Below are 12,713 nucleotides of genomic sequence, written 5' to 3'. Positions count from 1 at the left end.
AGAATAACGATATAAAAGTTTAGAATAATGTCAAGAGTTTGTGAACTAACAGGAAAAAGAGCAATGGTTGGAAACAACGTTTCTCACGCGATGAATAAAACTAAGAGAAAATTCTCTGTGAACTTAGTGAAAAAACGTTTTTACATTGCTGAAGAAGATAGATGGGTGAGCCTAAAAATATCTACAGCAGTATTAAAAACAATTAACAAAAATGGTATTGCCGCGGTTTTGAAAAAAGCTAAAGCTGATGGATTTGTAAAATCTGTTTAATCATTTAAAAATATATCAAAATGGCAAAGAAAGGTAATAGAATCCAAGTAATTTTAGAGTGTACTGAGCACAAAGAATCTGGTCAACCAGGAACTTCTCGTTATATCACGACTAAAAACAAGAAAAACACACCAGATAGAATGGAAATCAAAAAATTCAATCCTATCTTGAAAAGAGTAACTGTTCACAAAGAAATTAAATAATTAGAAATTTTTAATTTTCAAATATCGTATTTGAAATTTTTAAATTCAATAAAACATTAAGTCATGGCAAAGAAAACCGTAGCAACTTTACAAACAGCTTCTAAAAGATTGACTAAAGCAATCAAAATGGTGAAGTCTCCTAAAACTGGAGCTTATACATTTGTGGAATCAGTAATGAGTCCAGAAGAAGTAGATGAGTTCTTAAAAAAGAAATAATCTGTACAATATAGATACTAAAAAAGCTATTTTCATTTGAAAGTAGCTTTTTTTATTTTATTTTTGTTCCATAATAATGAAAATCATATCATTACTTACTTAATACAATGAGTTTTTTTAAAAAAATATTTTCTTCTAACAAAAGTGAACCTGTAATTACTGAGCAGGAAAAGCAAATTTTAGATAAAGGTTTAGAGAAAACTAAAACGTCTTTCTTTTCTAAATTAACTAAAGCAGTTGCTGGAAAATCTAAAGTTGACGATGAAGTTTTAGATAATTTAGAAGAAGTACTTATTTCTTCAGATGTTGGTGTAAATACCACGTTGAAAATTATTCAACGCATTGAAAAAAGAGTTTCTCAAGATAAATATTTAGGTACAGATGAACTTAATTTAATTTTAAGAGAAGAAATCGGTGCGCTTTTATCTGAAACAAATACCGGAAACGATTCTGAATTTACCATTCCAAAAGATACTAAACCATACGTAATTATGGTGGTTGGTGTAAATGGTGTTGGTAAAACTACAACTATTGGAAAATTAGCATATCAGTTTAAAAAAGCGGGTTACAACGTAGTATTAGGTGCTGCTGATACATTCAGAGCTGCTGCAATTGATCAATTACAAATTTGGGCGGATAGAGTAGGTGTGCCAATGGTGAGACAACAAATGGGTTCGGATCCAGCTTCTGTTGCTTTTGATACCTTGCAATCTGCTGTAGCACAAAATGCTGATGTGGTTATTATTGATACAGCTGGTCGTTTACACAATAAAGTTGGTTTAATGAACGAGTTAACCAAAGTGAAAAATGTAATGCAAAAAGTGGTTCCAAATACGCCAAACGACGTCATGTTGGTGCTTGATGGTTCAACAGGGCAAAATGCTTTTGAACAAGCTAAACAATTTACAGCAGCTACAGAAGTTTCTTGTTTAGCAGTAACTAAATTAGACGGAACTGCAAAAGGTGGTGTCGTAATTGGAATTTCAGATCAATTTCAAATTCCAGTGAAATATATTGGAGTAGGTGAAGGAATTGAAGACTTACAGGTGTTTAATAAATCAGAGTTTGTTGATTCTTTCTTTAATTAATTTTATAAAGTATGATGGGTTTTTTTAAAAATATGACCAATTCAAAATTGTTATTAATTGCAGTTATTTCTGCTTTCTTGGCTTTGCCTTTTGATTTGAAATTTTTAGGATTTATGCAAAGCGAAAGCATATTTATGTTCTTGCGATTAATCTCTTTTATATTGTTTATGTATGTTGCGATTAAAGTAATTAACGGAAAAACGAAGAAAACGGCAAAAAAAAATAAGTAGATTAAAAAATATATAAAACCCAATAAAAAAGTCCGTCCCGATGAAATCGGGACGGACTTTTTTATATAATTCAAAATGAGATTAAAATCTAAAACCTCCTCCAATTTGGAACACAGAATTTTTACTATTTGAATCTTTAATAATTTCATTTAAACTATAGGTGTATCTTCCAGATAAGAAGAATTTATCAAAATTTAAAGAAACTCCACCTGCTAATGCGGTATCAAACGAATTGATATCATTTTCTTCCACTTCAGAATCGTTTCGCACTATTTTTTCATTAACTTTTAATCCAAATTGAGGTCCAAATTCAAATGAAAGTGTATTCCCAGCATAAAGTTTTAATAATACTGGAATATTGATATAATCTACTTGATATACATCGTTGTAATTTTCACCTAAAAAAGAGTAATTGCTTTCAAAACCTTGTCTTGAATATATCATTTCAGGTTGAAGATGTAGTATTCTTCCAACTAATGGAATTTCACTAACAAATCCAATATAAAAACTGGTTCTCGGATCTAATCCTTCTTCAAAATCGCCTTTAGTAACAGTGGAATAATTTAATCCACCTTTGATTCCAAATCTAGCGTCGCTTGAGCTTTTTACTTCTTCCTGCGAAAAAGCTGTTACTGAAATAAAACTCGTAAGTAATAAAATGACATTTTTCATAATAATAAATTTTGGTTAAAAAAACTAGATTTTTAAATCTCCTTAATATCGATTACTTATGTTTTATGTAATTTCGATGTTGTAAAGTTAGATTTGTTCCAAGTGTTATTTGTTATATTATTATTACAAATCATTACATTATTATGGAGCAAAAAAAATCCGACTTCAATTGAAATCGGATTTTTTAATTTATTGATCTTAGAGATTATTTTGCAATATTAACCGCTCTTGTTTCTCTAATTACTGTTACTTTAACTTGGCCTGGATACGTCATTTCAGTTTGAATTTTGTGTGAAATTTCAAAAGATAAAGTTGCAGCTAAATCGTCTGAAACTTTTTCGCTTTCTACTAACACACGTAATTCTCTACCAGCTTGAATCGCATAAGCATTTTTAACTCCAGGGAAACTATAGGCTACTTCTTCAAGATCTTTTAAACGTTGGATGTAAGAATCTAATACTTGACGACGTGCACCTGGTCTTGCTCCTGAAATCGCATCACATACTTGAATAATTGGAGAAATTAAATATTTCATTTCAATTTCATCGTGGTGAGCTCCAATTGCATTACAAACTTCTTCTTTTTCACCGTATTTCTCTGCCCATTGCATACCTAAAATTGCGTGTGGCAATTCGCTTTCTGTATCTGGAACTTTTCCAATATCGTGTAATAAACCAGCTCTTTTTGCTAATTTGACGTTCAATCCTAATTCTGCAGCCATTAAACCACATAATTTAGAAACTTCTCTTGAGTGTTGTAATAAGTTTTGTCCGTATGAAGAACGGTATTTCATTCTACCTACAATTTTAATCAGTTCTGGGTGTAAACCGTGAATTCCTAAATCGATAACCGTACGTTTACCAACTTCGATGATTTCTTCTTCAATCTGTTTTTTCGTTTTTTCAACAACTTCTTCAATACGAGCTGGGTGAATACGACCATCAGTAACTAATTTATGAAGTGCTAAACGAGCAATTTCTCTTCTAACAGGATCGAAACATGATAAGATAATCGCTTCAGGTGTATCATCTACAATGATTTCAACTCCAGTTGCTGCTTCAATAGCTCTAATGTTTCTTCCTTCTCTACCAATAATTCTTCCTTTTACATCGTCAGATTCAATGTTGAATACAGAAACGCAATTTTCAACAGCTTCTTCAGTACCAACACGTTGAATTGTGCTGATAATGATTTTCTTAGCTTCTTGTTGCGCTTGCATTTTAGCTTCTTCAATAGTTTCTTGAATATGCGCCATTGCGTTTGTTTTCGCTTCAGCTTTTAAACTTTCAACTAATTGATTTTTAGCTTCATCTGCAGATAAACCAGAAATTACTTCTAATTGCTCAATCTGACTTTTATGTAATTTGTCAACTTCTTGAGATTTTTTCTCTAAGTTTTCAATTTTGTTGTTGTACTCAACGATTTTTGCTTCTGCTTCGTCGTTAACTTTCTTTGCTTTGGCTAATTCATTAGAAATTTGAGATTCTTTATCTCTTGTTCTTTTTTCGGCTTCAGCCATTTTTTTGTCTTTTGACAAAATTTCCTTTTCGTGTTCCGATTTTAATTCTAAAAATTTTTCTTTGGCTTGTAATAGCTTATTTTTCTTTTCAGCTTCGGCTTCTGATTTAGCATCTCTTAAAATTGAACCCGCTTCTTTTTTAGCATTTTTGATTAGGTTTGATACATTGCTTTTTTCTAAAAATTTAGCAATTGCAAATCCTATAGCCAATCCGACAACGATTCCAATTATTATACTTGTTAATTCCATAGTTTAATTTAGTTTAATAAAAAAGCCCACATCAGGTGTTTGAATAAACTCGATTCAGACAGGATTTGAGCTAAAACAATGATCAAGGATTCCCGTGAAGGACGTGCTTTACTATTGCAAATTCACTCATTTAATAGTTAGTGTTGAGTTTATCAAATATTTACTAATGTGGGCAGTACTTTAGTGTTTTTGTATGAACGTAATTTCTTATTTTGAAAGTAAACCTTCAATTTTTTCGTCGAGTTTTTTCAATCTTTCAAATGCTTCTACGGTATCTGTAGAAGTATCTATTTGTGTTTGTTCTATTTGAGAAGCGAATTGTAAAGCGCACATGGCTAATACATCTTGCTTGTCTCTTACAGCATAGCTAGCTTCAAATTTTTTAATAGTAGCATCAATTTTTTTAGACGCCGTTCTTAGACCTTCTTCCTGAGTAGTTTCCACTGTTAATGGATAGACTCGGTCTGCAATTGAAATTTTTATTTTTAACTTTTCTGCCATAATTATTATTCAGAAAGTTGAGCTATACAATAGTCGATTTCTCTAATCAACGAATTTATTTTCAGTTTTGTTTCTTTCTTGTATTCTTCACTGCCTAGAAGAGAATTTGTGATTCGTAAGCTTTCCAACTCGTTTTTCAATGAGTTTACTTTCTCATTTTCGTGTTGGGCTGTCTGTTTTATTTCTCTCAATTCTTTAGATAAACTTTCGTTCAATTTCTCTAAATTTTCTATTTTTTTAGATAATTTAAAGAACTTTACTTCTAAAGAATCAATAACTTTTGACAATTCGCTCATTACAACTTAATTCTTTTCTTGATTTTACAAATTTAAAACTTCAATCTCGAAATCCAATACTTTTTTTCAAAAATTATAAAGTTTTTTTCTCGAGTGTTTATTTCTTAATTTTCGTTTGGCTTTTTACTCTTTATGAAGTCTAAAATTAATGTCGCGATTAATTTTCCGGTTAAATGATTATTGTTTGATAAATCCAAATCTGGTGCGCCTTCACAAATGTGAAAATAACTTGCATTTTCTTCTTTTCCAACTAAATGGATGAAATTACGAGCTTTTTCTACACTAAAACCACTTAATGTCATCGCACTACTATGAATGTTTGGTAAGGCATCTAGATCTAATTCTAAACCAAAAGGTGTGTTGGAAATAAATTTTAAAGCATTTGTTATTTCTGTTGAAAAACTTCTCGATTTTCTAACTGCAATTTCTTCATATGTTACGTATTTAACACGTTCTTCAATGTTTTTTAAGGTGTTGAAAACGCTTTTTGATACGAAATTTTCATGTAATCCGAAGATGAAATACTTTTTTAAGAAACCTTCTTCAAAAGCATAAGTAAAACCATTTCCGCTATGACGACCTTCCATAATTCGGAAATCGGTATGTGCATCAAAATTTATAGCATTTACTGGCATTCCTTTTGCTAAAGCCAATCCTTTTATATTTCCGTAAGCATTGTTATGTCCGCCACCAATAATAATCGGAATTTTATTCGCTTTAATAATCGTGCTAATTACGAAAGAAACATCTTTGTCAATATTCTCAACCAAACTAAAAAGTTTTTTTCGATCTTCTTTGTTTGTTGTGTCTAAAGTTTTTGAAATTTCCATTTCTTTAGAAAAATCAATTTCACCTAAAGCAATCAATTCGCTTCCTTTACAAAATTTATTATGTTGAAAGTTGACAAGGCTTTTTAAGGTACTTTCAAAAGCGGTTGCAGCGCCAGTTCGACCTAAATTTGCTTTTACACCAATATCTTCAGGTAAACCAAGTAAAACAAATTTTGCTTCGCAATTTGTTATAAATTCTATCCAATTTTCATCACTTGGAACGGTTATTATCTTCTCGCCAAACTTTATTTCGCCACTTCTGTGTTGCGTGATTTTAGCTAAATCTTTAGAGCTGAATACGTTTAATTTATCCATTTTGAAATTTAAATGTGTATCAAATATAATATTTTCAACATACATTACGTTATATAGTAATAGAAATAAATAAAATTTTATTTTTGTGTTGAATAATTAACCTAAATCAAACTAAGTATGGAATTAAATCAATCAAATCCTAGAAATTCAGGATTAAAAGCGGCTATTGTAGTTTTAGCCTTACTTCTAATGGGAAGTTTAGCGTATGTGTATAAATTGAATCAAGACAAAAGTGATGTTGATTCAAGCTTGTCTAAAACGATGACTGAGAAAGAAAAATTTCAGGCAGAATTAGAAGCGAAAATTACAGAATACGATGCTGCTATTGCTGACAACACTGCTTTAAAAGGAGAATTAGAAGAAGAACAAGCGAAAATTGTTGAATTATTAGAAAAAATTAAAAAATCAGATGGTAGTATCGCAGAACTTTCTAAGTACAAAAATGAGTACGTGAAATTGAAACGTGAAATGGACAATCTGATTGCTGAAAATAATACATTAAAAGAAGCAAATGTAGGATTGACTAAAAATTTAGATAGTACTACTGTATTATTATCTAATGCAAAAACTGCAAATGATACTTTGGCAGCAAAAAACGAAAATTTGTCTAAAACGGTTGAAAAAGCTCAGAAATTATCAGTTTTAAACTTAACTACTTTAGCAGTAAAACAAAGAAGTTCAGGTAAGCAAGTTGATACTGACAAAGCAACTAGAGCAGATGTTTTAAAAATTAGCTTTACAATTGCAGAAAATCAAGTAGCTAAAACTGGAGACAGATTATATTATGTTCAAGTAATTGATAGTAAAAACAACGTTTTAGGTGAGAAAAAAACAGAAACGTTTGGTTCTACTTATTTACCATATAGTTTCCAAAAAACAGTTAAATACGAAAACAAAACAGTACAAGTACAAGAAGATTTACCAGTTAAAAACATTACTGCAGGTTCTTACTTTGTAAATGTGTTTGACAAAAATGGAGAATTAGTTTCTAAAAACAGTTTCCAATTAAGATAAAAATTACTTTCAAGTATAAAAAAAGTCCCGATTTATTGGGACTTTTTTTGTTTCTGTTATTCTGTAACAGCAGCTGCTTTAAATTTTTCATTAACTTTTTTCCAGTTAATCACATTAAAATAAGCATCTATGTAATCTTTACGTTTGTTTTGATATTTTAAATAATAAGCGTGTTCCCAAACATCTAAAGCTAAAATTGGCGTTCCTTTTACTTCGGCTTTTGACATTAAAGGATTGTCTTGATTAGAAGTAGTTGAAATCACTAATTTTCCAGTTCTGTCTTTTATTAACCAAACCCAACCTGAACCAAATAATTTTGTAGCGCTTTCTGAAAATTGTTTTTTGAATTCATCGTAAGAACCAAAATCGGTATTAATAGCTTCTAAAACTTCATCAGTAGCTTCACCGCCGTTTGCGTTTAAGGTTTCGAAAAAGAAATTATGATTATAGTATCCACCAGCATTATTTCTAACGTCAGCTTTACTCATGTCTAATTTTTTAAGAATTTCTTCAATTGATTTAGATTCTAAATCGGTTCCTTTTACGGCTGCGTTCAATTTGTTGCAATATCCAACATGATGTTTAGAATAATGAGTTTCCATTGTTTTAGCATCAATAAAAGGCTCTAAACCATTATATGTATAAGGTAAACCTTTCATTTGAAAAGCACCTTCAGCATCATCAGCTTTTACATCTGCAGGATTTCCCATTGCAGTTTTTTCAATTTTTTCTGGTTCTGGAATGGTAACTTCTACCAATTCTTTGTCTTTTCCACAGCTTGTAAAACCAATTATTGTGGCGAATGTTAATACTAGTATTCTATTTTTCATTTATTTTATAATTTAGATTTCTGCAAAAATAAAAAAAGATAAACATTACTGTCTATCTTTTAGCATTTGATTTATAATTTCAATATATTTTTCTTTGGCTTCGTCGGCACTAAGATGTCTTACTTGCATCCAAGCGTTTTGTTTAAAAGCGGTAATTACTTCATCCGATTCATAACCGTGATGACTGTAACTTATGTTTTCAGAAAGAGCTTGTTTGTAATAGGCATAAAGCACTAGCTGTACATCTTGCGGTACAGAAGTTTTAGGAATTTTTTCGTTGGCATTACGAATAGCTTCCTGGAATCTTTCATCTAACGACAATTTACTCATTTATTTTTTACTAATTATAGTTTTGTTTCCAATCGCTTTATCTCCTAATTTCACATTGATTTCTGTTCCAATTGGAAAATATAAATCAACACGAGAACCAAATTTAATAAAACCAGCATCTTTACCTTGAACTACTCTCATGCCTTCTACTGCATAATTTACAATTCTTTTTGCTAATGCACCAGCGATTTGTCGGTACATAATTTCGCCATACACTCTGTTTTCAATAACCACAGTAGTACGTTCGTTTTCTTCACTCGCTTTTGGGTGCCAAGCGACTAAAAATTTACCAGGATGATATTTGCTATATTTTACGATTCCATTAACTGCATATCTTGTTACGTGAACGTTTATTGGCGACATAAAAATAGAAACCATTAATCTTTTGTCTTTGAAATATTCTGGTTCAAAAACTTCTTCAATAACCACAACTTTTCCATCAACTGGAGCTAATACATGATTGTCGCTGTTATCTGCAACTCGAGTTGGGTCTCTAAAAAACTGAAGAATCATGATTAATAGAAATAGTAAAATACATTGAACTATTATGCGTATAACTGTGTTGTCGTGCAACAAATAGTCTACACCAAAAATACCTAAAACGGTAATTAAAGCTGAAATTAAAATAATTTTAGATCCTTCTGGATGAAACTTAAGCATAATAAAAGTAAATTAAAAATAAAACATATAAAAACGGAACTACAAATATAACACTATCTAGTCGGTCTAAAATACCACCATGACCAGGCATGATGTTTCCGCTATCTTTTACGCCAGCTTCTCTTTTGAATTTAGATTCTACTAAATCGCCAAGAGTACCAAATAATGCAATTACAATTGCTGTAATAATCCACAAAGTTACACTAAAAAAAGTATAAAATTGACTTATTATTAAAGAAGCAAGTATGGTAAAAACAATTCCGCCAAGAAAACCTTCAATGGTTTTTTTAGGAGAAACTCTTTCTAATAGTTTGTGTTTTCCAATTGATTTCCCAACTAAATAGGCAAATGTGTCATTACACCAAATCATTATAAATACTGCTAAAACGATTTCGTATTTCGCAGGCGCAATGAAGTTTGGTATTGATAATAATAAAATAAATGGTAAAGTAATGTATAGAAACAAATGGCTATACGTTTTGTGGTATTTATGAAACGATTTATTGTTGAATAAGTTGAACAACAGTAAAATGTTAAAAACAACACATCCAAAAGCAATATATATTAAATTTACTGGTGGAAGTTGGCTTATGAAAAACAACACAGAAATTAATATTCCTCCAATTGCAAATAAATAATAGTATTTGTAATTGGTCATTTTTGAAAATTCATAAATACTTAAACACATAAAAACCGTGAATAAAATATGAAAGGTTATTGGCGAAAAAAGTGTGCAAAATATAAGTAATGCAATATAAACTGCACCACTACTTGCTCTTATAACATTTTCACTCATTTTATAAATCTTCTAGTAGTATTAAGTATAAGTTTTTGTGGCAACTACCATAATGAAGAAAATCTTCTTCTTTAGTTTTTTCAAAATACTTAATTGCAGTAATATTTGTTGGGTATTCTTTGTCGTATTTGTTTTTGATATTTCTTAAACTGTCACCTTTAGTCATAGTTAATTGACTTGTTGAAGCAAATACTATAATGTTTGTAGGTAATTCGTCTATTTTATATTGTTTTAATTGTTTTGAAGAGAATAGGATAGAACCTTCATCAGCAATTAAGTTTTCGCAAGGTGTAAAAAAGAATGTAGGATTTGTAACGTTTTTGTATTCTAATCTGTTTTCATCTAAAAAGTGAAATAATCTCGAATCAAAACATTTTACTTCATTTTCAAACCAATCATTTTCTTCTAAAATATTTTCAAAGTTATCGTGAACCTCATTCATACTAGAACAATAAATGAATTTTCCACCATTATTTTTAAAGTTAATGGTAAATAATTCGTCTACTGGCGTATTTATGTCTGGTGTATATTGGCTTTTAGAAACGTTTTTTTCTTGATCTTCTGCGTCGTCTTGATGGCCAAATATTTTTTTGAAAATATTCATTTTAAATCTGTAAATATTCGTAAGCATCAAATATAAAAAAATCTTAACTTAAAATTACTTCTAGGTTAAGATTTTTTATACAATAGATTGTTAATAACTTATTCGGTAATGCTTTCTGAATCTGATTTAGAAATAATCTCCGTCATTGTTTCAGGTTTTACTTCTTCAATATCAAAAGGTCTCTTTCCGAAAATCGTTTCTAAGTCGTCTTTAAAAATAACTTCTTTCTCGATTAAAATATCCGCTAAAGCTTCTAATTTTGTTCTGTTTTCAGTTAAAATTGTAATCGCTCTTTGGTATTGTTTTTCAATTAATCCAGAAATCTCCGCATCAATTATTTTTGCAGTATCATCTGAATATGGTTTTGAAAAATTATAATCAGATTGCCCTGAAGAATCGTAATATGTAATATTTCCGATTTTATCGTTTAAACCATAAACTGTAACCATCGCACGAGCTTGTTTGGTAACTTTTTCTAAATCTGAAAGTGCTCCCGTTGAAATCTTATCGAAAACTACTTTTTCAGCAGCTCTACCGCCCATTGTAGCACACATTTCGTCTAACATTTGTTCGGTTCTTACGATTTGTCTTTCTTCCGGTAAATACCATGCAGCACCTAAGCTTTGTCCACGAGGAACGATGGTAACTTTTACTAAAGGAGCCGCGTGTTTCAACATCCAACTTACAGTCGCGTGACCAGCTTCGTGAATCGCAATAGCGTGTTTTTCTTCTTTAGTGATAATTTTATTTTTCTTTTCTAAACCACCAACAATTCTGTCAACAGCGTCTAAAAAGTCTTGTTTATCTACTGCTTTTTTGTCTTTTCTTGCAGCAACTAAAGCGGCTTCATTACAAACATTGGCAATATCTGCTCCAGAAAAACCAGGTGTTTGTTTCGCTAAAAATTCAACATCTAATGTTTCCGATTTTGTAATTGGTTTTAAGTGTACTTCAAAAATAGCAGCACGTTCTCTAATGTCCGGTAGGTCTACATAAATTTGTCTGTCGAAACGACCAGCACGCATTAATGCTTTATCTAAAACATCAGCTCTGTTGGTTGCTGCTAATACAATTACGTTAGAGTTAGTTCCAAATCCGTCCATTTCAGTTAATAACTGATTTAACGTATTTTCTCTTTCGTCATTACTTCCAGACATGTTGTTTTTTCCACGAGCTCTTCCTACAGCATCAATTTCATCAATGAAAATAATAGCTGGCGCCTTGTCTTTGGCTTGTTTGAATAAATCTCTTACACGAGAAGCTCCAACACCAACGAACATTTCTACAAAATCAGATCCTGATAAAGAGAAGAAGGGTACGTTAGCTTCACCTGCAACAGCTTTGGCTAATAAGGTTTTTCCTGTTCCTGGAGGTCCAACTAATAAGGCTCCTTTTGGGATTTTACCACCAATACTTGTATATTTTTCAGGCGTTTTTAAGAATTCTACAATTTCTTGTATTTCTTCTTTGGCACCTTCTAATCCAGCAACATTTTCAAAAGTAACTTTTACGTCATTTTTTTCGTCGAATAATTTAGCTTTCGATTTTCCGATACTAAATATTTGACCACCACCACCAGCGCCACCAGACATTCTTTTCGATATGAAATAGAAAAATCCAATAAAAATTAGTGTTGGCAATAATAATCCGATCCATTCACCCCAGTTGCTTGTTGGTTTTAAATCGTACACAGAAATTAGATTTTTGCCTTTAGCTTCTTCTAATCTTTTCTGAAACAATTCTAAACTTCCTACATCTTTTACTAGATAGTGTGGACCTTTTTCTTTAGTTAACTTTTTTAATTCTTCGTCTTTTGAAGATTTATAAGCAGCTTTTTTTAATGTAATTTCAGCGGTATTCCCAGAAGTACTTGTTAAAATGTCTACTTTTTCAATTTGATTCTTATTCAATAAATCATAAAAAGAAGAAATAGAAGTCGATTTCGGATAATTCATATCGAAACCACCATTAAAAAAGTTGATTAATAAAATTATTGAAACGGCTAATATTGGAAAAAACCAAGGACCAAGTTTAACTACCTTAATAACTGGCTTGTTTTTGTTTTCGTTTTCTTTTTCTGACATAATTTG

17 protein-coding genes are annotated in these 12,713 nt (G+C 30.8%); 6 read left to right on the top strand and 11 right to left on the bottom strand.

All coding sequences use genetic code 11. The annotated features are described in order from the left end of the window. Positions 1-27: 27 nt before the first annotated feature. From rpmB to BMX42_RS03795, 5 genes are all read left to right on the top strand, one after another. Positions 28-270 (top strand): 50S ribosomal protein L28, encoded by a 243-nt coding sequence (rpmB, locus tag BMX42_RS03815; protein ID WP_091308985.1) that lies wholly within the window; start codon positions 28-30, stop codon positions 268-270. A gap of 20 nt (positions 271-290) precedes the next feature. After that, a complete protein-coding gene (rpmG, locus tag BMX42_RS03810) occupies positions 291-473 on the top strand; it encodes a 50S ribosomal protein L33 (RefSeq protein ID WP_091308983.1) in 183 nt (60 codons plus the stop codon). 63 nt (positions 474-536) lie between these two features. Continuing rightward, on the top strand, positions 537-689 hold the full coding sequence (locus tag BMX42_RS03805; RefSeq protein WP_091308981.1) for a DUF4295 domain-containing protein: 153 nt from the start codon (positions 537-539) through the stop codon (positions 687-689). A 107-nt stretch (positions 690-796) separates the two neighbouring features. Next, positions 797-1,777 (top strand): signal recognition particle-docking protein FtsY, encoded by a 981-nt coding sequence (gene ftsY, locus BMX42_RS03800; RefSeq protein ID WP_091308978.1) that lies wholly within the window; start codon positions 797-799, stop codon positions 1,775-1,777. Between the two features lie 32 nt (positions 1,778-1,809). Then, positions 1,810-2,007 (top strand): hypothetical protein, encoded by a 198-nt coding sequence (locus BMX42_RS03795; protein WP_143055601.1) that lies wholly within the window; start codon positions 1,810-1,812, stop codon positions 2,005-2,007. 81 nt (positions 2,008-2,088) lie between these two features. Here the strand turns inward: BMX42_RS03795 and BMX42_RS03790 are convergent, their stop codons facing one another. From BMX42_RS03790 to BMX42_RS03770, 5 genes are all read right to left on the bottom strand, one after another. Beyond that, positions 2,089-2,679 carry a porin family protein gene (locus BMX42_RS03790; RefSeq protein ID WP_091308974.1) on the bottom strand — a complete coding sequence of 197 codons (591 nt, stop codon included), beginning with the start codon at positions 2,677-2,679 and terminating at the stop codon, positions 2,089-2,091. A 205-nt stretch (positions 2,680-2,884) separates the two neighbouring features. Continuing rightward, positions 2,885-4,447 (bottom strand): ribonuclease Y, encoded by a 1,563-nt coding sequence (rny, locus tag BMX42_RS03785; protein WP_091308972.1) that lies wholly within the window; start codon positions 4,445-4,447, stop codon positions 2,885-2,887. A 207-nt stretch (positions 4,448-4,654) separates the two neighbouring features. Beyond that, a complete protein-coding gene (locus BMX42_RS03780) occupies positions 4,655-4,948 on the bottom strand; it encodes a cell division protein ZapA (RefSeq protein WP_091308970.1) in 294 nt (97 codons plus the stop codon). A gap of 5 nt (positions 4,949-4,953) precedes the next feature. Continuing rightward, entirely contained in the window at positions 4,954-5,244 is a 291-nt protein-coding gene (locus BMX42_RS03775) for a hypothetical protein (protein ID WP_091308968.1), read from the bottom strand. 104 nt (positions 5,245-5,348) lie between these two features. Continuing rightward, a complete protein-coding gene (locus tag BMX42_RS03770; RefSeq protein WP_091310840.1) occupies positions 5,349-6,389 on the bottom strand; it encodes a formimidoylglutamase in 1,041 nt (346 codons plus the stop codon). A 117-nt stretch (positions 6,390-6,506) separates the two neighbouring features. On the opposite strand from BMX42_RS03770, the gene BMX42_RS03765 reads away from it, so the two are divergent. Beyond that, entirely contained in the window at positions 6,507-7,403 is an 897-nt protein-coding gene (locus tag BMX42_RS03765) for a coiled-coil domain-containing protein (protein ID WP_091308966.1), read from the top strand. 56 nt (positions 7,404-7,459) lie between these two features. On the opposite strand, the gene BMX42_RS03760 is transcribed toward BMX42_RS03765, so the two are convergent. From BMX42_RS03760 to ftsH, 6 genes are all read right to left on the bottom strand, one after another. After that, positions 7,460-8,233, bottom strand: coding sequence for a superoxide dismutase (locus BMX42_RS03760; protein ID WP_091308964.1), 774 nt, complete (start codon positions 8,231-8,233; stop codon positions 7,460-7,462). 45 nt (positions 8,234-8,278) lie between these two features. After that, positions 8,279-8,563, bottom strand: a complete 285-nt coding sequence (locus BMX42_RS03755; protein WP_091308962.1) for an acyl-CoA-binding protein — start codon at positions 8,561-8,563, stop codon at positions 8,279-8,281. Next, positions 8,564-9,223 carry a phosphatidylserine decarboxylase family protein gene (locus BMX42_RS03750; protein ID WP_091308960.1) on the bottom strand — a complete coding sequence of 220 codons (660 nt, stop codon included), beginning with the start codon at positions 9,221-9,223 and terminating at the stop codon, positions 8,564-8,566. Then, positions 9,216-10,019, bottom strand: a complete 804-nt coding sequence (locus tag BMX42_RS03745; protein ID WP_091308959.1) for a phosphatidate cytidylyltransferase — start codon at positions 10,017-10,019, stop codon at positions 9,216-9,218. The genes BMX42_RS03750 and BMX42_RS03745 overlap by 8 nt, the downstream gene beginning before the upstream one ends. Position 10,020: 1 nt before the next feature. Then, positions 10,021-10,623, bottom strand: a complete 603-nt coding sequence (locus BMX42_RS03740; RefSeq protein WP_091308956.1) for a lactate utilization protein B/C — start codon at positions 10,621-10,623, stop codon at positions 10,021-10,023. Positions 10,624-10,721: 98 nt separating this feature from the next. Next, the gene (ftsH, locus tag BMX42_RS03735; RefSeq protein ID WP_091308951.1) at positions 10,722-12,707 is read right to left on the bottom strand and encodes an ATP-dependent zinc metalloprotease FtsH; all 1,986 of its coding nucleotides are present in this window, start codon (positions 12,705-12,707) and stop codon (positions 10,722-10,724) included. Between the last annotated feature and the right edge of the window lie 6 nt (positions 12,708-12,713).

The sequence above is a fragment of the Flavobacterium terrigena genome (genome assembly GCF_900108955.1).
Lineage (GTDB): Bacteria > Bacteroidota > Bacteroidia > Flavobacteriales > Flavobacteriaceae > Flavobacterium > Flavobacterium terrigena.
This window is presented reverse-complemented; position numbering and strand designations above follow the sequence as displayed.

Excerpts from the sequence above, each read along its gene's own strand:
- rpmB (WP_091308985.1), top strand. The coding sequence starts at position 28 with ATGTCAAGAGTTTGTGAACTAACAGGAAAAAGAGCAATGGTTGGAAAC.
- rpmG (WP_091308983.1), top strand. The coding sequence starts at position 291 with ATGGCAAAGAAAGGTAATAGAATCCAAGTAATTTTAGAGTGTACTGAG.
- BMX42_RS03805 (WP_091308981.1), top strand. The coding sequence starts at position 537 with ATGGCAAAGAAAACCGTAGCAACTTTACAAACAGCTTCTAAAAGATTG.
- ftsY (WP_091308978.1), top strand. The coding sequence starts at position 797 with ATGAGTTTTTTTAAAAAAATATTTTCTTCTAACAAAAGTGAACCTGTA.
- BMX42_RS03795 (WP_143055601.1), top strand. The coding sequence starts at position 1,810 with ATGACCAATTCAAAATTGTTATTAATTGCAGTTATTTCTGCTTTCTTG.
- BMX42_RS03790 (WP_091308974.1), bottom strand. The coding sequence starts at position 2,679 with ATGAAAAATGTCATTTTATTACTTACGAGTTTTATTTCAGTAACAGCT.
- rny (WP_091308972.1), bottom strand. The coding sequence starts at position 4,447 with ATGGAATTAACAAGTATAATAATTGGAATCGTTGTCGGATTGGCTATA.
- BMX42_RS03780 (WP_091308970.1), bottom strand. The coding sequence starts at position 4,948 with ATGGCAGAAAAGTTAAAAATAAAAATTTCAATTGCAGACCGAGTCTAT.
- BMX42_RS03775 (WP_091308968.1), bottom strand. The coding sequence starts at position 5,244 with ATGAGCGAATTGTCAAAAGTTATTGATTCTTTAGAAGTAAAGTTCTTT.
- BMX42_RS03770 (WP_091310840.1), bottom strand. The coding sequence starts at position 6,389 with ATGGATAAATTAAACGTATTCAGCTCTAAAGATTTAGCTAAAATCACG.
- BMX42_RS03765 (WP_091308966.1), top strand. The coding sequence starts at position 6,507 with ATGGAATTAAATCAATCAAATCCTAGAAATTCAGGATTAAAAGCGGCT.
- BMX42_RS03760 (WP_091308964.1), bottom strand. The coding sequence starts at position 8,233 with ATGAAAAATAGAATACTAGTATTAACATTCGCCACAATAATTGGTTTT.
- BMX42_RS03755 (WP_091308962.1), bottom strand. The coding sequence starts at position 8,563 with ATGAGTAAATTGTCGTTAGATGAAAGATTCCAGGAAGCTATTCGTAAT.
- BMX42_RS03750 (WP_091308960.1), bottom strand. The coding sequence starts at position 9,223 with ATGCTTAAGTTTCATCCAGAAGGATCTAAAATTATTTTAATTTCAGCT.
- BMX42_RS03745 (WP_091308959.1), bottom strand. The coding sequence starts at position 10,019 with ATGAGTGAAAATGTTATAAGAGCAAGTAGTGGTGCAGTTTATATTGCA.
- BMX42_RS03740 (WP_091308956.1), bottom strand. The coding sequence starts at position 10,623 with ATGAATATTTTCAAAAAAATATTTGGCCATCAAGACGACGCAGAAGAT.
- ftsH (WP_091308951.1), bottom strand. The coding sequence starts at position 12,707 with ATGTCAGAAAAAGAAAACGAAAACAAAAACAAGCCAGTTATTAAGGTA.